The organism is Candidatus Njordibacter sp. Uisw_058 (assembly GCF_047730065.1).
GTDB lineage: Bacteria > Pseudomonadota > Gammaproteobacteria > Pseudomonadales > Balneatricaceae > Njordibacter.
In genome coordinates this window covers 1,397,992-1,415,514 of sequence record NZ_CP159829.1, presented here as the reverse complement: position 1 = coordinate 1,415,514, position 17,523 = coordinate 1,397,992, and the positions used below count along the sequence as shown (strand labels likewise).

At 43.4% G+C, this 17,523-nt stretch carries 16 protein-coding genes; 2 read left to right on the top strand and 14 right to left on the bottom strand.

Annotated elements, in window-relative coordinates:
• Window positions 1-77: 77 nt before the first annotated feature.
• Window positions 78-1,427: a glutathione-disulfide reductase gene (gene gorA, locus ABXT59_RS06570; RefSeq protein ID WP_443638403.1), complete on the bottom strand. Its 1,350-nt coding sequence runs from the start codon at window positions 1,425-1,427 to the stop codon at window positions 78-80.
• A gap of 165 nt (window positions 1,428-1,592) precedes the next feature.
• On the opposite strand from gorA, the gene xthA reads away from it, so the two are divergent.
• Window positions 1,593-2,408 (top strand): exodeoxyribonuclease III, encoded by an 816-nt coding sequence (xthA, locus tag ABXT59_RS06565; protein ID WP_443638402.1) that lies wholly within the window; start codon window positions 1,593-1,595, stop codon window positions 2,406-2,408.
• A gap of 227 nt (window positions 2,409-2,635) precedes the next feature.
• The gene (locus ABXT59_RS06560) at window positions 2,636-2,956 is read left to right on the top strand and encodes an ArsR/SmtB family transcription factor (RefSeq protein ID WP_443638401.1); all 321 of its coding nucleotides are present in this window, start codon (window positions 2,636-2,638) and stop codon (window positions 2,954-2,956) included.
• Here ABXT59_RS06560 and ABXT59_RS06555 read toward each other — a convergent pair whose 3' ends face one another.
• The 13 genes from ABXT59_RS06555 to ABXT59_RS06495 all read right to left on the bottom strand — a co-directional run bounded on the left by ABXT59_RS06555 (window position 2,957) and on the right by ABXT59_RS06495 (window position 17,514).
• On the bottom strand, window positions 2,957-4,336 hold the full coding sequence (locus ABXT59_RS06555) for an FAD-binding oxidoreductase (protein ID WP_443638400.1): 1,380 nt from the start codon (window positions 4,334-4,336) through the stop codon (window positions 2,957-2,959).
• A gap of 366 nt (window positions 4,337-4,702) precedes the next feature.
• Window positions 4,703-6,604, bottom strand: a complete 1,902-nt coding sequence (gene htpG / locus ABXT59_RS06550; protein WP_443638399.1) for a molecular chaperone HtpG — start codon at window positions 6,602-6,604, stop codon at window positions 4,703-4,705.
• Window positions 6,605-6,935: 331 nt separating this feature from the next.
• Window positions 6,936-7,700, bottom strand: a complete 765-nt coding sequence (locus ABXT59_RS06545; RefSeq protein WP_443638398.1) for a DUF599 domain-containing protein — start codon at window positions 7,698-7,700, stop codon at window positions 6,936-6,938.
• A 3-nt stretch (window positions 7,701-7,703) separates the two neighbouring features.
• The gene (locus ABXT59_RS06540) at window positions 7,704-7,883 is read right to left on the bottom strand and encodes a hypothetical protein (protein ID WP_443638397.1); all 180 of its coding nucleotides are present in this window, start codon (window positions 7,881-7,883) and stop codon (window positions 7,704-7,706) included.
• A gap of 140 nt (window positions 7,884-8,023) precedes the next feature.
• The gene (locus ABXT59_RS06535; protein ID WP_443638396.1) at window positions 8,024-9,163 is read right to left on the bottom strand and encodes a tRNA-queuosine alpha-mannosyltransferase domain-containing protein; all 1,140 of its coding nucleotides are present in this window, start codon (window positions 9,161-9,163) and stop codon (window positions 8,024-8,026) included.
• Between the two features lie 3 nt (window positions 9,164-9,166).
• Window positions 9,167-9,952, bottom strand: a complete 786-nt coding sequence (locus ABXT59_RS06530) for an alpha/beta fold hydrolase (protein WP_443638395.1) — start codon at window positions 9,950-9,952, stop codon at window positions 9,167-9,169.
• Entirely contained in the window at window positions 9,952-10,302 is a 351-nt protein-coding gene (locus tag ABXT59_RS06525; protein WP_443638394.1) for an immunity protein Imm33 domain-containing protein, read from the bottom strand. Before ABXT59_RS06525 ends, ABXT59_RS06530 begins: the two co-directional genes overlap by 1 nt.
• Window positions 10,303-11,172 (bottom strand): S-formylglutathione hydrolase, encoded by an 870-nt coding sequence (fghA, locus tag ABXT59_RS06520; RefSeq protein ID WP_443638393.1) that lies wholly within the window; start codon window positions 11,170-11,172, stop codon window positions 10,303-10,305. It abuts the gene before it with no gap.
• Between the two features lie 11 nt (window positions 11,173-11,183).
• Window positions 11,184-12,293 carry an S-(hydroxymethyl)glutathione dehydrogenase/class III alcohol dehydrogenase gene (locus tag ABXT59_RS06515; protein WP_443638392.1) on the bottom strand — a complete coding sequence of 370 codons (1,110 nt, stop codon included), beginning with the start codon at window positions 12,291-12,293 and terminating at the stop codon, window positions 11,184-11,186.
• Window positions 12,294-12,315: 22 nt separating this feature from the next.
• The gene (gene mnmH / locus ABXT59_RS06510) at window positions 12,316-13,455 is read right to left on the bottom strand and encodes a tRNA 2-selenouridine(34) synthase MnmH (RefSeq protein WP_443638391.1); all 1,140 of its coding nucleotides are present in this window, start codon (window positions 13,453-13,455) and stop codon (window positions 12,316-12,318) included.
• Between the two features lies 1 nt (window position 13,456).
• Entirely contained in the window at window positions 13,457-14,497 is a 1,041-nt protein-coding gene (gene selD / locus ABXT59_RS06505) for a selenide, water dikinase SelD (RefSeq protein ID WP_443638390.1), read from the bottom strand.
• Between the two features lie 63 nt (window positions 14,498-14,560).
• Window positions 14,561-16,627, bottom strand: a complete 2,067-nt coding sequence (locus tag ABXT59_RS06500) for a GNAT family N-acetyltransferase (protein WP_443638389.1) — start codon at window positions 16,625-16,627, stop codon at window positions 14,561-14,563.
• A 104-nt stretch (window positions 16,628-16,731) separates the two neighbouring features.
• The gene (locus ABXT59_RS06495; RefSeq protein WP_443638388.1) at window positions 16,732-17,514 is read right to left on the bottom strand and encodes a maleate cis-trans isomerase family protein; all 783 of its coding nucleotides are present in this window, start codon (window positions 17,512-17,514) and stop codon (window positions 16,732-16,734) included.
• Window positions 17,515-17,523 lie beyond the last annotated feature (9 nt).

Sequence of the window (17,523 nt, the reverse complement as noted above, 5' to 3'; positions counted from 1 at the left end):
AAATATAGGATAGATTATGAAGTTTGCTGTGTTTTTATGAAAAATTTGGTTCGACATCCAATAAAACCCAACATTAACTAGCTAGGAGATCTCATCGTCACTAATTCCTCTGCGCTGGTTGGGTGAATACCAATGGTTGCATCAAAGTCAGCTTTGGTCGCCCCTGCTTTTATAGCCACTGCAAAACCTTGTAACATTTCTCCAGCTCCTTCACCAACGATATGCAACCCAATTACGCGATCTGTAACAGCATCAACGATTAGTTTCATAAAACTGCGCTCATCACTGCCACTCAAGGTATGTTTCATGGGCTTAAAATCAGAGCGATAAATTGTAATTTTGCCATGTTTCTTTAAAGCTTGCTCTTCTGTGAGGCCTATGGTGCCTATGTTGGGCTGAGTAAATACGGCCGTTGGAACTAGGTCGTATTCCATGGTTTTGGTACCATCTCCATACCAATGATTAACCAAAGTCATGGCTTCTGCTAACGCTACTGGCGTCAGTTCGATACCGCCAGTGACGTCACCAAGGGCATATACACTATCGATATTTGTTTGAAAATTTTGGCTTACCGCGATAGTTCCTTGAGCTGTCGTTTTAATACCTAATTTTTCCAGACCAATACCTGTCAAACGGGGTTTGCGTCCAATGGCCATAAGCACCTGATCAACCTCTGTCTGAGTGCCATCCAAGAAAGTCACTAACAAACTTTGATCAGGCTGACGAACCACATTGGTGACTTGACTTTGGTAATGAATATCAATGCCCTGCTTACACATTTCTTGATCAAGAAAACGCCGTACATCATCATCAAAACTACGCATTATTAGGTCGCCACGATATGACACCTGTACTTGGCTACCTAAGCCCTGAAAAATACAAGCAAACTCAAGGGCAATATAACCCGCGCCCACCACTAACAAACGTTGGGGAAACTTGGGTAGGTCAAATATCTCATCTGAACTAATTAATAGATCAGCATAATCGACATTAGGAATATTGGGGGTACCACCCGTTGCAATAATGATGCGCTTTGTAGTGTAATCAGTGCCATTCACAGTGACCGTATGTGGGTCCTTAAGGCAGGCGTATCCACGAATGATATGGGCCCCTGAATTGTTCAACAGGTTAGCGTAAATGTCATTCAGCCGACTAATTTCAGTTTTTTTGTTGTTGACCAGCTTTGGCCAGTCAAACGTTGCTGAGCCTAGCTGCCATCCAAATCCTTTAGCATTTTCAAAATCATGACTAAAGTGACTCGCATAGGTATAGAGTTTTTTAGGCACACAGCCTACGTTTACACAGGTGCCACCAAGTGCACGGTCATCAGCAATAGCAACCCTTGCACCTTCCCCTGCCGCCATTCTGGCTGCTCTAACACCACCAGATCCAGCACCGATTACAAATACATCAAAATCAAACATCATAAAGACCAATCTCTCATGCCACATTGTGAGTTAAAATTAATTTCAAAGTCAGAAAAGCAAATCATGAACGTTCTAAGCCGTCACTATTTGCATTACAATAGATTAAATTCTAGCAGCCTTCCAGCCTTATTGTTGGTTTTAAGTCACCTTAATTGAGTTAATTTTATGTACCTCGTCTCCTTTAATATCAATAGTATCCGTGCACGTATTCCCCAATTGGAAGCGATAGTAGAGCAATATCAGCCAGCCATTATTGGTTTGCAAGAAACCAAGGTTCAAGATCTTGAATTTCCTATAAACGAGACTCAACGATTAGGCTATGAGACTATTTTTCATGGTCAAAAAGGTCATTATGGCGTGGCATTGATGACCAATTTGCCCATAATAAAGACGATTAAGGGCCTTCCTGGGGATACTGAAGATTCTCAAAGGCGTCTTGTGGGAGCTGTGCTGCAATTGCCAAGTGGTGACACTTTAACAGTCTTTAATGGCTACTTTCCACAGGGAGAAAATGTTGTGCATGCTAGCAAATTCCCAGCCAAAAGAGACTTTTATGCCGGCCTTACAGAGGTTTTAATTACCGAGTACAAAAACACACAGCATTTGGTGGTGATGGGGGATATTAATGTGGCGGACCAAGACATTGATATTGGTATAGGAGAGGACAATCGTAAGCGTTGGCTTAAGTCTGGTAAAGCGAGTTTCCAACCTGAAGAGCGTGAATGGTTGCAACGGCTTGGTCAGTTTGGACTGACAGATAGTTATAGAAAGTTGCATCCCTTCAGTGAACAATACTCATGGTTTGATTATCGAAGTAAAGGGTTTGAACGTGAACCCAAGCGTGGCCTGCGAATTGACCAAATATTATTAACCAAAAGTTTACTTAAACACTGTAAAGAAGCAGATATTGATTATGTAATACGCGCAATGGACAAGCCATCAGACCACTGTCCAATTTTTGTTAAGCTTGAATTAGACTGAGATTGGCTATCCAAGGACTATAAAATTATGTTTACTTGCAAATTATAGTATTTTTTCAAATTTGTAATAGCGTCAACACCCATTAAATTAGTGCAGGCTCACAATGTAAAACTGTGTCAATTTAACAAATTTAACATATAATGAGATACATTAGGTGGAGTAACGCATACACTAACATCCCTAATTAAATCTCAAAAGTACTAACATAAGTACGGAGACGATCGCCCATGTCAAATGTTAAAAAAGATGCCCTGAAAGCAGCATCTGATTTAAACGCTAATGCTAAAATTGCTGCGACCATGCTCAAAGCCATAGCGAATGAAAGCCGACTACTCATCTTATGCCAACTGGAAGGCAAAGAGATGTCGGTAACCGAATTAAATGATCATTTAGAATTGAGCCAATCTGCCCTATCTCAGCATTTAGCCGTACTCCGGAAAAATGAGCTAGTAACGACCCGTAGAGAATCCCAAACCATCTATTATTCACTTTCTGATGGTCGTTCATCTACGGTGATTAAAACTTTGTATCAGCTCTACTGCGCTTAATCAGAGGTCAAAGATCTTACCCGGGTTCATTATATTTTTTGGGTCTAAAGCCCGCTTGATTGATCCCATTGTTTGAACTGCATGAACACCGTGTTCCTCCAATAAATAGGCTTTTTTCCTCAAGCCTATGCCGTGTTCACCAGTGCAAGTGCCACTAAGTGCCAACGCTTGTTTAACCAAGTAATGGCTCAGTTCTTCGGCGGCTTTTACTTGCTCAGGCTGGTCTGAGTAAAAAGGTATGATAAGGTGAAAATTACCATCTCCCACGTGTCCCACTAATGGGCAATTGAAGCCCAGTTCTGCGGCTTTCGCCTCTGCTAACTCGATACAAAGAGCGAGCTTCGAAATAGGTACACAAACATCAGTACTGATGGCGTTAGCACCCGGATTCAGAGCTAAACCGGCAAACCACGCGTGGTGCCTTGCAGTCCATAGCTCGTTTCTGCTCTCTAAGTTCTCAGCCCAGCGGAAGTCATCCCCTTCATGATCTTTGGCCACTGATTCTACCGAAGCTACTTGCTCTTTTACACTCGTATTTGAACCGTGAAACTCCATGAATAACGTGGGCTGAGCAGTAAATCCTTGTAAATTTGAGTACTTTATACAGGCACCCATTTGGCAACTGTTAAGTAATTCAACGCGTGCTAAGGGCACAGCTAACTGCATACACTCAATCACACATTGGGCAGCTTGGCTAACACTGGGGAAACTGCAAACTGCCGCTCGAATTTGTTCTGGTACAGGAAAAACCCGCAACCTTAACTCAGTAATAATTCCAAGCGTACCCTCTGCGCCCACATAAAGATGGGTTAGATCGTAACCTGCAGCACTCTTTCTCGCTCGCCCTCCTGTGTGTATGACATCTCCATTAGGTGTCACCACCGTAAGCCCAAGAACGACCTCTTTCATGGTGCCATAACGCACAGCATTAGTACCTGAAGCACGGGTCGATGCCATACCACCTAGGCTGGCATTTGCACCAGGATCTAAAGGAAAAAATAAGCCACTGTTTTTTAGATTATAATTTAAGTCTTCTCGGGTGACTCCAGCCTCCACCTTAACATCAAAGTCTTCTGCATTAACTTCTAGCATTTGGTTCATGCCTGATAAATCAATACTGAGCCCACCATGAATGGGCACCAACTGGCCCTCTAAGGATGTCCCTGTTCCAAAAGCAATAATTGGAATTGAAAATTCGCTACAAATCGATACTGCTTGCGCTACCGCTTGGGTGCTATCGAGCATAAGTACAGCGTCAGGCAATCTATCACTGACATAACTTTCTCCACAACTGTGTTCTTTACGGGCACTAAGATGGTCACTGAATTGGCTGCCAAACACCTGTTTTAATTGTTCCAGACCCTGTTTTTTTGAGTTCATTGACTCGTCTCCAATGATTTTAATAAGCCCATAGCTTCATGTAAAGTTTAGTCTATCAACTTGCTGACCAAGTTGCTGACCAAGTGACTAATCTAACTGTTTACTAAGTTACCTTCAAACTAAGTTACCTGCATACTAAGTCACCTACTCATGCTCTTAATCAAAGTTTTTACAGTGACCCTTAAAGGTTGCTCTAGCCAGATGACTTGTTAAGCTCAAAAAAGGTGGTGTATTAAAAGTGAGCTAATGGCTAGGTTGAGGGATAGGTTTATAACAGTGAGCCCATCTTAAAGGCGTATATTCAAACCATAAAAAAGCCCTCACTAGCAAAGCTAAGTGAGGGCTTTATCAACTAATGGGGTCTAGTTAGGCACTCAGTTCCAATAACAATTTGTTAAGACGAGACACATAGGCTGCCGGGTCTTCCAACTGCCCACCCTCAGCCAATTGAGCTTGATCAAATAATACTCGAGTCAACTCACTAAAACGGTCCTCATCAGATTCATCGTTGAGCTTAGCAACCAGTGGATGCCCTGGGTTAAGTTCAAAGGTGGGCTTGGTAGATGGCATAGCTTGACCCGCAGCTTCCATAATACGACGCATTTGCAGCCCCATGTCATCTTCACCAACCACTAGGCAGGCTGGCGAATCAGTTAAACGATGGGTAATACGGACTGTTTCCACTTGCTCTTCTAATAAGGCCTTCACTCGCTCCACCAAACCTTCATACTGTTTAGCTTGCTCTTCCTGTTCTTTCTTTTCGGCTTCGTCCTCTACCTCACCAAGATCTAAAGCACCTTTTGCTACGTCTTGTAACTGGGTACCGTCAAACTCCATCATGTGCGACATTAACCATTCATCAACACGTTCGGAAAGTAATAAAACTTCGATACCTTTCTTGCGGAAGATTTCTAAGTGCGGGCTATTCTTCGCCGTATTATGGTTATCAGCAACCACATAGAAGATTTTATCTTGACCTTCTTGCATGCGAGTTTTGTATTGCGCCAAGCTATGAATTTGATCTGTCTTGTCATCATTACTAGACGAAAAGCGCAACAAGTTGGCAATTTTTTCTTTGTTGTTGTGGTCTTCTGCAGGTCCTTCTTTCATGACCTGACCAAACTCTTTCCAAAAGTTAGCGTATTGCTCAGGCTGCTTCTTTGACATTTTTTCCAGCACATCAAGCACGCGCTTGGTTAGGGCAGACCGCATTGAATCAATGACTGGGTCTTTTTGTAAAATCTCACGAGAAACGTTAAGAGACAAGTCATTACTATCGACTACGCCTTTAATGAAGCGCAAGTACATAGGCAAGAACTGTTCCGCTTCATCCATAATAAATACGCGCTGTACATAGAGCTTCAATCCACGAGTGGCTTCGCGCTGCCACATATCCATAGGCGCTTTGGCAGGTATGTATAGCAAACTCGTATACTCAAGTTTACCTTCTACCTTGTTGTGTGCCCATGACAAAGGTTCTTGAAAGTCATGTGATACGTGCTTATAAAACTCATGGTACTCTTCATCTTTAACTTCTGAGCGCGATTTAGTCCAAAGAGCAGTGGCTGAGTTGACTGTTTCTTCCTCTGGCTCCTGCTTGTCTGCATCTTCACCATAATGTTCTTTCATCATAATGACAGGGATAGAAATATGGTCCGAATACTTGCGCACTAAACTGCGTAAACGAAAGCCTTCAGCAAATTCGTTTTCATCCGCTTTGAGGTGGAGGATAATTTCCGTACCACGTCCCGTTTTCTTAACCTTTGAAATATCAAACTCACCTTCCCCTTTTGAACGCCAGTGAACGCCTTCAGAGGTTTTTGAGCCCGCTTTACGGGTGATCACTTCCACTTCATCAGCGACGATAAAGGATGAGTAAAAACCCACACCAAATTGACCAATCAATTGAGAGTCTTTTTGTTGATCACCGGTTAGGTTTTGTAAAAATTCAGACGTGCCAGACTTTGCAATAGTGCCTAAATGATCAATAACATCAGCTCGGTTCATGCCAATGCCATTATCACTGATGCTCAATGTATTGGCTTCTTTGTCAAACTTGATGTGAATCGCAAGTTCGCTGTCATCACCATACAGACTGCCGTCTGACACTGCAGCAAAGCGCATCTTATCTGCTGCGTCAGACGCGTTAGAAATTAGTTCGCGGAGGAAAATTTCCTTGTTGCTATACAAAGAATGAATCATTAAATGTAACAGCTGTTTAACTTCTGTTTGAAAACCTAAAGTTTCAGTTTTAGTAGTAGTGCTCATGGGGCCTTGTTTCTCCGTCGATCTTGGGCTGTGCTGATAGCGAAAGGATAATAGTTATGGCATCAATGATGGGGTTGGCTGAACCAATTTCAAGCTATGTAAGCAGCTTTATCCGTCTTCAGCTAATAAAAATTGAATTCCAGCAGCAACTCGTGCACCAAACTCAATAATTTACCACAACAGTTGGCTAGGCTTGTGTTAAAGAAATTTTCGCAGCTACAAACGAATGGAATATGCCTGTGCTAATAAACTGATTCTTGAACTAACAAAATAGCGCCTGTGAGGACAATAATAAGAGCCTACGTGGGATGCTTATCAGACTCAAGGGAAGCTAAATAATGTGGTAGTCGACAATTGTTTTTCGGTTCTTCGAATCGTTGGTGCCCTTTAGTTCGGCTAAAGAACTTGAGTTAAATTCGCGACTGTAGAGGATATACACGACCACACAAGTTGTGGTCATAAACACTAGCGGGTGAATAGACCAAGTCAACACCGCAAGGCTGTAATAATATGCGCGCAAGCCAAAATTAAAGTTGTTTGCAGCCATGGATAAAATCTTAGCAGAGCGATTCACATGGTCCATCAGGTCTTTATTATCAGCAATATCACCATACACAACAGGGGCGCTAGAAATCATTACTGTGGCAAATCCATATTGCCTTAAGCTCCATGTAAACTTAAAAAAAGCATACACAAAGATAAGAATTAGAACGAACAATTTGAACTGCCATTCTAAGGACGACTGAGGAGGTAAAAAAGGAATACCCCCACCGATATGCACCACATCATCAGTGTAACCCACCAAAGTCACAAGACCGGCTAAAACAAGCAAACTAGACGATGCAAACAAGGTAACATAACGCTCTAAATTGGCCACAGCACCGATATCTGAAATGCGCATATCACGACCAATCATACGCATCATCCAGCGCTGCCGATACGCATGCAACACCCCTGCCAAGGAATCTTTGCGCCTAGAAGCACGGATGGCGTAGCTTTGGTAACCTTGCACGGCAATCACAAACCAGGTTAATGACAAGATATTCCAACCTTGTTCTGACATCACTGCCATCATATAAATGATCAAAGACTCCATTACTTAATTCTCGTCTTGGTGTTGCTGAAACACAGATTTTTGTTTCTTTTTAGTAGCTAAGCCTTTTTGTTTGCGCGTTTGATAACTTGAAGGAGAAAAGCTTTTAGCAACAGTCGTTTTCTTCTTGTTGGGATTGAAAGTTACCCCAGCTAGGGCGGGCATTTTCTTTTTCGCTCGGGTCATGGTGTTGTGGGCTCAAAGACTATAATTAAACAGCGTCAGTGGCCAATTTTAACACGCTTCGTCCTAGGGATGTGAGCAACTCTCCTATTTTACATGGCTTTAGCTAAACCACACACACAGAGCAATCGATATTGGGCTTTTTAACTATCTTTAGGCAAGGTATGAAAATGCAACAACTGTTGGTATTTGACCTTTATATTGGGCCAAAGCAGTTGCTGCACAAAGGCTAGCGCACTGTCATTTTTTAGTGGCCGCAATGGAAACTCTTGGATCAAGTCTGCAGCAGCACTGGACTCTTTTTCATGGTTATTTGGAAAAGAGTCATAAAGATAATGTGACGCAAAAATTTGAGGGTAGACAAGTCTATTGGGTAACACTGGCATACACCCCAATTGCACTGCTTCTTGCACTGCTAGGCCTTGAAACTCATGCAATGCAGTAGACAATATAATGTCCCCTCCAGCTAACCAAGACAGGTATTGGTGACGTGATTTGGCAAACCCAAATTGGACCAACTCCGAGCTAAACTCAGTCTTTATAGAGTCAAATTCGAGAGGTTGCTTACGGAACACTTGCCCCAGTATGCATAATTTGAAATCCACCTTTCGTTGTTTTAATTGGCGCAGTATCGCCAACAATAAGTGGGGTCCTTTATCATATTCCCAGCGCGCCGCCCAAACTAACCTTAAGCATGTCTTATTCGCCCTTTTTGGCCACTGTGCAGATCCATTAACACCCATGTAGTCGGAGATATTCAGAGGCTTAAGTGGCACCGGCAGAACTGAGCTTTTTTCCTCAAATAACTGAGCCAAATCAACAGGAAGCTTTTCGGGCACTTGTTTGAGTAACGCCCTCACCCCAGTGATAAAAGTTTGTTGGTTGTAGCGACTATTGAACACTAATTGATCAGCTGCTAAAGCTGCATATAAGGTCACAAGTTTTGGATCTAAAAAGGGTTTTTTTGTTAACTGACTGGGGGGGTAAATGAATTGATTTTCATGAAAATATAGGATCGAAGGTATGTTGGCCAAGTTAGGCACAAACCCTTTTAAAGAGGCAAAGTCCACCATTGATGTAGCTATAATTAAGTCATAGGGCTGATCTAAAGTAGCTCGTTCACTCAAAGCCCATTGCAAACTATTACTCCGAATACGCCAGCTAAAATGATGCCCGGGCAGCGCTAATTGAGTCCAATCGTACTCAGGGAACTGGGCGGCCATGCCTTCTCGCCAATATTTGTGACTTTGAGCATCGTAAGCTGATAGCAAAAGAATACGCATGCCTTAGGTTAAACCATTTAAAAAACGCGATACTAAACGACTAAATAACTCTGGTTTTTCAGCGTGTAGCCAATGCCCGCAATCAGCCATGATCTTCAATGTGCAATTAGGCAGAAGCTGATCGAAGGAGGCTTTATGTTGGGGTAATATATAAGCCGAGTTTTCCCCCTTAAGCACCAACGCTGGCCCCTTGTATATGCTTGCATCCTCAGAAAGTGTAGGTGCTGCACTAATGGCTGGGTAGTTATTTTGTATAGCACCAAGGTTATAACGTAAGGCAAATTCCCCTACATGGTTCTTGTAAAGACCTTTAAGTAAAAATTGACAGGCCCTTTGGTCAGGTTCGTACTGAAGTAGCACCTCTAAAGCCTCTTTACGGGACTTTAGGGTGACTAGATTAATGGCTTTGAGACCTGCCAATATTGATTGGTGGCGGGGTTCGTAAGCCACGGGGGCAATATCAGCGACCAAGATACTGCGTAAGCGTTGCGGATATTTGACAGCCAGTTGCATGGCTACTTTGCCACCCATTGAATGGCCTAACAGGTCTACTATGTCGAAATTCAAGGCATTTAAAGTATCAGTTACATCTTTTGCCATTGTTGCATAATCCATAACAGGATCGTGACCAGATGAGCCATGATTGCGCAGGTCCATAGTCACCACTGGACGTTCCAGTGACCATATGGCTGCTTGACTACGCCAGTTATCTGATGCCCCGAATAGGCCATGTAATACAACAAGAGGGGTGCCACCCAGTCTATTAAATTGATCCGTATGGAGCAGCATTAATTAATAACTACATCCACTTCTTCTACGGGAATCTCAAAATTATGCACAGGCTGCCACGGCTGATCAGGAAGTCGCTCCCAAACACTACCTGCGTTTTGATCTAGCAACGCATCTAAACTTGGGTCAGCTTCACACATAGGCTCAAGAGGGAATGGTTCTAGGTTAGAAAACCGAGCTAGAAATGCGGTTGTTTCATAGCCTGTAAATAAGCGCCAGCCAGTATCATTACTGTGTTCTGGTATCGTTTTGTACATAAAACGTACTGGTAAGGCTTGGTCGCCTAGAGCTAGCTTAGAAACTCTTGCCATATGACCATGACGGGTATGGCGCTTTTTTTCTGTCATCATTTAAGCCTTTAAACCAAGGTAGGCTGCATGGTAGCGCAGGTGCTCGTCGATAAAACTGCTAATGTAGTAATAGCTATGGTCATAGCCTTGCCGTTCGCGGTAGTCCAGTGGAATGTTCAAGCGGGCGCAGGTTGAACTGAATAAATGAGGCATCAACTGTTCAGTAAGAAACGGATCACTCGTGCCTTGATCAATCAGCATAGGCTGCGGTATCAAACCTGCAGCATGGTTTTTTTGCACCAACTCATTGCTGTCCCATGGTACCCAATCTGCTGAATCAGTGCCCAAATAGGCCGTAAAGGCCTTTTGACCCCATGGGCATTGCGAAGGAGATGCAATGGGAGCAAAGGCTGAGACTGAGGTATATTGACCTGGATTTTTTAAGGCACAAACCAGTGCCCCATGCCCACCCATTGAATGACCGCTGATGGCTGCTTTAGTATTTACAGGAAAGTTGCTTTGAATGATGTTTGGCAATTCTGTTGTCACATAACTGTACATATTATAAGCCTTTGACCAAGGCGCTTGCGTTGCGTTGAGGTAAAAACCTGCACCAGTCCCTAAATCATACCCATCATCCTCATTGGCAATGCCGGCAGTGCGTGGGCTAGTATCTGGCATGACAATCGCCATTCCCAAGGACGCAGCAAGAGCAAATGCACCTGCCTTTTGACTAAAGTTTTCATCATTACAGGTCAACCCGGATAACCAATACAACGCGGGGACCTTAGCCACCGAGGCACCTGTTTGTACTTGTGGTGGCAAAAATATTGCAAAAGTCATTGATCCTTGGCACACCTTAGAATCATGTTCTATGCGCAATAAGCGCCCACCACTCACCTTGATTTCTGAAACTTGATTTAACGACATATAAAAGCTTCCTAAAAAATGACAACTGAACGAATACTTTCGCCACTGTGCATGAGGTCGAAGGCTTTATTAATATCATCCAGCCCCATCGTATGGGTTACCATTGGATCAATTTTAATTTCGCCTGCCATATAACGTTCTACATAGTCTGGCAACTGGCTGCGCCCTTTGACTCCACCAAAAGCAGTGCCACGCCAGACACGCCCTGTGACTAATTGAAAGGGTCTAGTGGTGATTTCTTGACCTGCTCCCGCCACACCAATAATCACTGACTCGCCCCAGCCTTTATGGCAACACTCTAGGGCTGAACGCATCACGTTGACATTGCCAATACATTCAAAGGAAAAATCCACACCGCCGTCAGTGAGGTCAACAATGACGTCTTGGATCGGGTCAGAATAGTTTTTAGGATTAATACAATCTGTGGCTCCCAACATTTTTGCCATTTCAAATTTATCTTCATTAATATCGATGACAATAATACGACTTGCGCCTGCCATTACCGCACCCTGTACAGCACTTAAACCAATCCCACCCATACCAAAAATGGCCACAGAGTCGCCAGCTTGCACTTTAGCAGTATTAAGCACCGCTCCAATACCTGTAGTAATACCGCAACCTAGCAAACACACCTTATCTAAGGGGGCAGCCTTATTAATTTTTGCTAAGGCAATTTCTGGCACTACTGTGTACTCAGAAAAAGTAGAGGTTCCCATATAGTGAAATAAGGTTTTACCGTCTAACGAAAAACGGCTACTTCCATCGGGCATTAAGCCTTTGCCTTGCGTGCCTCGAATGGCCTGACAAAGGTTCGTTTTACCCGACAAACAAAACTTACATTGACCACATTCTGGAGTATAAAGTGGAATAACATGGTCGCCTACCGCAAGATGGGTCACACCACTGCCTACTTCTTCTACAACGCCGCCTCCCTCATGACCTAACACCGCAGGAAATATGCCTTCAGGATCATCGCCAGATAAAGTAAAAGCGTCCGTATGACAAACCCCTGTGGCCACCATGCGCACCAGCACCTCCCCAGCTTTTGGGCCTTCTACATCGATGTCTGCGATGGTTAATGGTTGTCCTTTTGCCAAGGCAATAGCGGCTCTAGATTTCATGGTTTAGGTCTCCTTAATATGGTTAAGTGTGCAATGTATTGTTGGTTTTGTACCAATGGACTAATTCACTTGAATTCCCCTGCATAACCACCCGATCTTGTTTGAGGGAAAGTTGATAGTCATACATAGGATCATAATAATGAATGAGCAAATAGGCAATCCAATCTTTATGAAGGTCTAAATATTTCTGCTCAGACTGCTGGTTTAAAGCCAATTCGAGCAGTTTGACTAAGTGCGCATGAGATTCGCTCCCTAGCCTCTTTTTAATGCGATGCAGGCTCTGTAAAAGGCTATCGCCAAAGGCTAAAAAGGCATCTTCTGGGCTGACCATCTCATGTTTCCAAGCCTCAATTGCCTTGACGACGTATTCATCAAAAATACGCTCTACTCGTGCGTCAAAATCATCTGTTAGCACCATAATTGGCGAACTCTTAAGCTTAGCCTGAAGACTTAATGGCAGCAATCGGCAACCGACTAAACGGCTTTCATCTTCATAAATGATGGGCTCATTATTGGTTCGTCTTCGCTGCATTAGCGTGATCGCTAAGTTATTTTCAAAGTTTATCTGACTTGGTTGTTCTTCAATGTATTTACCAAAGCTCGATCCTCGATGTTTAGCAATGCCTTCTAAATCTATAGTTCGATCAAACAGAGGCAAAATTTCAGTTTTGCCTGTGCCAGTGCGGCCACTGAGAACGAATGCTGGAATTTCTTCTACCAATTGGTCTAAGCGCGTTATCAAATGCATTCTCAGAGCCTTATAGCCACCCTCTAAAAAGGGTATGCCAATCCCAGCGTCTGCCAACCACTGCTGACTTAACTTAGACCGCAGACCACCCCTGAAACAATACAACACCGCGTCGGGGTGCTCATTGACAAAATCTAACCACTTTTTAACTCTATTACTCTTGGTTGTTCCATGAACTAATTGATGACCTAAATCAATGGCAGCAGTTTGGCCTTGTTGTTTATAGCAAGTGCCTATTTGCTCGCGCTCGTCATCACTCATGAGTGGCAGATTCACAACGTTTGGAAACGCACCTCTGTCAAATTCTATGGGTGCCCGTACATCAAACATGGGGCGTTGATGTAATAATAAATCATCAAAATCAGCTGCTTTTATAGGTTTTGGTAGCAACGACTCAATGACTTTAAGAGGCATTTCAAACCACCTCAACACAGTAATTTTGACTTATTACTGGGTCTGATAAATACCCAATCCACACACAGTCTTGGCCCTGTGCACGACAAATATCTTCTGCCTGAGTCATTTTATCTTCGGCTACAGCAACCAATAAACCCCCGCTGGTTTGCGGATCACAAAGGATATTTAATTGCTCTTCACTAAGCGGACCCAGTTTGTGACCATAACTTGCATAATTTCTCCCACTACCACCAGGCACACAACCTTGGTTTAAATAGTGTTGCACATCTGTTAGCAATGGAATTTGGTTGAATTCAATATGCGCATGTAACCGACTGCCCTCACAGACTTCAAGCAAATGTCCCATGAGCCCAAATCCAGTCACATCCGTCATGGCATGAACCCCTTTCAATGGGGCTAGCTTTACCCCTAAGTCATTGAGCTTGACCATATTGTCACGAGCCAAATTAATATCCTGTGGTCGTAAAATACCCCGTTTTTCAGCTGTGGTTAAAATCCCCACGCCTAAAGGTTTAGTCAGCATAATGTGATCACCCGCTTGGGCTTGGTCATTACGCTGAAGGTGCTCTAAGTCCACTCTGCCCGTTACAGCCAAGCCAAATATGGGTTCTGGTGCATCGATGCTATGACCTCCAGCTAGGCAAATATTGGCTTTGGCACAAACGTCACGAGCACCATCTATGACCCTAGCGGCTATTTCTGGGGCTAACTTATCCACTGGCCAACCTAAGATGGCGATGGCCATCAGTGGCAGTCCACCCATAGCATAAACATCACTAATGGCGTTGGTAGCCGCTACTCGGCCAAAATCAAATGCATCGTCCACAATAGGCATAAAGAAATCAGTGGTACTGATAATGCCAGTGCCATCACCTAAATCAAAAACTGCGGCATCATCTCGACTTTCGTTACCCACAATCAAATTCGGATGGGAAAATTTTGGTAACTGGGACTCCAGCATGATATCCAGAACTTGGGGGGATATTTTACAACCACATCCCGCTCCATGACTATATTGGGTAAGTTTGACTGAGCTCATGACGATTTCTGGCCTATTAGTAAAGTTAGAAGTATACCGATTTTAGTACTGATGTGCTGCGCATCATACTCCATGTAATAATGCTAAGGTGGTTCGTGCTAGTCGCCTTACATGCTCTTGTAGACCTTTGTGAGTATTATTTTGTGCAGCTTGGATGATCATCGATTTATGTTTGGCATCCCGCACATTTTGATGTAGCAAGTAAAGTGGGCCGCTGAACCCAGCACGTCCGTTTGCCAGCAAGGTTAATAAGTTTTGTTGTTGCTTTTTACTAAGCGCCACCATTACATTTTTTTGGCAGGATGCAAATATTATTTGCCAGAGATCTGCATCGATTGAAGAAAACCAAAGGTACTGGCCAAAGGTTAAATAGTCTCGAAAATGGCACCTCAATTGATCCTGTAATATCTTCGCATCGGCACTAATGGGTTGCATCACCTGCACGCTATTGAATCCAGTCGCAGTATCCGCCCGCACACCTAGCCATATAGGAATAAACTTATTGAGCTGCCAAAAATCTAGGTTTTTGGAACTGGCAGAAAAGCTGGCACCCACAAAGTCAACTTGTCTCTCTTGAGCTAAACCATACACTCGCTGAAGTAATTTGGAACCAATACCTCTACCTTGGAGGGACGGCGTCACAGCAAGGCGTTGAATGCGCCAACTACTCAGTTCACAAGCCACTGAAAAACCCGCTTGTTGAGATAAAATCTGAGCTAACAAATGGCCTTGGATCCGTCGTTGGCCAAGCGCTATCTGGCGCGCCAAAGATGCATCTAAGTTGCCCTCCTCTGCAACCCAAGCAAGACCAACCAGATGCTCACCAACAAAGCATAAATGCATCTGATGCTGGGGGTGATCTAATAACAATCTTAAGTCTTGGGGTGTGGTTTGGTAATGAGCTAACATTAACAGGCCATAAACTTGCCTTAATAAGGTCTGGTTTTGTGCCAGTTTTGCACCTGTGACCTGACTATATGCGAGGGCCATTGATGAGTCAGCAAATGCATTATGAGTTATATTTGGTAACTCCACATCACATAAAAAGCTGCTACGAATAAAGTTTTCAAGGGCATCACCAGCCTGCCAACGCATGGGTTGTGTAAGGGTCATGTGTTTACTTGAACGCCCTAAGCTTGCAATGATATGGGGTAGTTTTAGTCGATAGCCTTGCCCACTACCCTCATATCCATCCTGAGTTGATGATAAAACGACTAATTTATAGACCTTAATCAGCTTGATTAATTGTGACAAAGGAATAGCAGCCGCTTCATCGACAATTAATACCCCTGCGTCTGGAAGTGATGTTAACAGGGCATCTAAAGCATAAAAATTAATGCTTGGCATAGCTGAGGTTTGCATCATAGCATTAAGGGAACGCTTACTAGGTGCAGTTACGATGGCAGGGCCATGCTGGGCCTTTGAGCCAAGGGCTTTAATAAACCATCCCAAACAGGCTGATTTACCCCGGCCTCTGCGTGCATCAATGGCAAGCACCATGCTATTTTGTTGCTCATAAGCCATCACTAATTGACTAATCAGATGGCCTTGTGCTTCGGTCGGTTGCAGTGGTTGGGATGCTTCAAAGATAAGTGGTAGAGGCTGCCAATCAATAGGCACTACTTTATGTTGGGGCTCAGCATGTAGTTCTTGCAAAACAAAGACGGCACTATGGTGCTGCCATTGATTTTGCCACCATTGAATAAAATGCGAATGGGCAGTGTTTATTGAATGACCATAGGACTCCAGTTGTAAATCATAATTTTTATGCCATTGGGCACTTGGAGGAGTCAATAAGATTAATACGCCACCTCCTCTTATGGTGCCGCTAACCGCACATAGGGCACTCGCATTAAAAGCCCTGTGAGCGTTATAAACCACATGCTGATTAGACGTGCCAAGATATTGTTTAGCTTGAGTTGAAGTAATGTATCGCTGTTGCTTGGAGTGAGAATGATCGTCTTTTAACACATCGACCCATAAGCACGAACCACCTAATTGGCTTAGGTGCTGCGCCTGAATTAGGCCTCTTTCTTCTTCCATGGCCAATACCAGCATCAAACGATGGCCTGTATTTCGCGCTATTACCAGAGGCTCACGAAATTCAGTTAATTGGCTAATAGAAGGCAAATTCTTTCAGTCCTCGGTGACTATAAATAATAATGATTGTACATCAGAATTGATCATAGACGTCTTTAAAAAAACCAAAATTGTATGAGCAGATAAAGTGGCAGTTAGATTGATGGGGTTTCAAATAAACGCCCAGCCTTAATGTTAGGCAGGCTAATATTTAACTGATGCAACAAGTGCCAAGCCATAACTTGGTTACTAGATATAAAATAACACCCATAACGTTGTTCAAGTTCAGCGAGTTTAGCGACGGCTTTAAAGTTGGTACATGAAATAAACACAGCATCAGGAACTGCATCCACGCCCGCCAATAACTCTTCTATTAGCTTTGGCAGATGCTCAGGATTCATTGATCCAATGTCTTTATCTAAGGTTAAATCTAGGCTACCCCACGCCATAATGTTGTAACCTACTGAATCTAAGGCGTTATAGAATGGCTCATTAACAGAGGCTAAATAAGGCGATAGAACTACTATGTTTTTAGCCTTAATAAATGCAAGGGCTGCTTTAATGGCACTAAACGGATTACTTGTAATTTGCTCAGAATTACCCTGTTGCAAAAGTTGCTGTACCTTTTCTTCACCAATCACTAAACTACCAGAAGTGCAGCCATAGGCAATGGCATCCAGCTCTACATCTGGCAATATTAGGCTGGCACAATGGCCGATCTCATGAGCCATAGTTAATAAAGCCTTGGGGGTAACTTCCGCTGCACAGGCGATCCTAGCCACCAAAATTTCTATGGGTAACCCAGCAAAAATCTCTCGCCATTCCACTTCAACCACCATGTCTGTTGCAAGCACCACAAGGCCAATGCGCACAGGCATATTATTGGGGTGCAAAAATGCAGGTGACAATGGCTTACAAAGGCTTGAAAAGGATTGCATTAGACCACT

Excerpts from the sequence above, each read along its gene's own strand:
- gorA (WP_443638403.1), bottom strand. The coding sequence starts at position 1,427 with ATGATGTTTGATTTTGATGTATTTGTAATCGGTGCTGGATCTGGTGGT.
- xthA (WP_443638402.1), top strand. The coding sequence starts at position 1,593 with ATGTACCTCGTCTCCTTTAATATCAATAGTATCCGTGCACGTATTCCC.
- ABXT59_RS06560 (WP_443638401.1), top strand. The coding sequence starts at position 2,636 with ATGTCAAATGTTAAAAAAGATGCCCTGAAAGCAGCATCTGATTTAAAC.
- ABXT59_RS06555 (WP_443638400.1), bottom strand. The coding sequence starts at position 4,336 with ATGAACTCAAAAAAACAGGGTCTGGAACAATTAAAACAGGTGTTTGGC.
- htpG (WP_443638399.1), bottom strand. The coding sequence starts at position 6,604 with ATGAGCACTACTACTAAAACTGAAACTTTAGGTTTTCAAACAGAAGTT.
- ABXT59_RS06545 (WP_443638398.1), bottom strand. The coding sequence starts at position 7,700 with ATGGAGTCTTTGATCATTTATATGATGGCAGTGATGTCAGAACAAGGT.
- ABXT59_RS06540 (WP_443638397.1), bottom strand. The coding sequence starts at position 7,883 with ATGACCCGAGCGAAAAAGAAAATGCCCGCCCTAGCTGGGGTAACTTTC.
- ABXT59_RS06535 (WP_443638396.1), bottom strand. The coding sequence starts at position 9,163 with ATGCGTATTCTTTTGCTATCAGCTTACGATGCTCAAAGTCACAAATAT.
- ABXT59_RS06530 (WP_443638395.1), bottom strand. The coding sequence starts at position 9,952 with ATGCTGCTCCATACGGATCAATTTAATAGACTGGGTGGCACCCCTCTT.
- ABXT59_RS06525 (WP_443638394.1), bottom strand. The coding sequence starts at position 10,302 with ATGATGACAGAAAAAAAGCGCCATACCCGTCATGGTCATATGGCAAGA.
- fghA (WP_443638393.1), bottom strand. The coding sequence starts at position 11,172 with ATGTCGTTAAATCAAGTTTCAGAAATCAAGGTGAGTGGTGGGCGCTTA.
- ABXT59_RS06515 (WP_443638392.1), bottom strand. The coding sequence starts at position 12,293 with ATGAAATCTAGAGCCGCTATTGCCTTGGCAAAAGGACAACCATTAACC.
- mnmH (WP_443638391.1), bottom strand. The coding sequence starts at position 13,455 with ATGCCTCTTAAAGTCATTGAGTCGTTGCTACCAAAACCTATAAAAGCA.
- selD (WP_443638390.1), bottom strand. The coding sequence starts at position 14,497 with ATGAGCTCAGTCAAACTTACCCAATATAGTCATGGAGCGGGATGTGGT.
- ABXT59_RS06495 (WP_443638388.1), bottom strand. The coding sequence starts at position 17,514 with ATGCAATCCTTTTCAAGCCTTTGTAAGCCATTGTCACCTGCATTTTTG.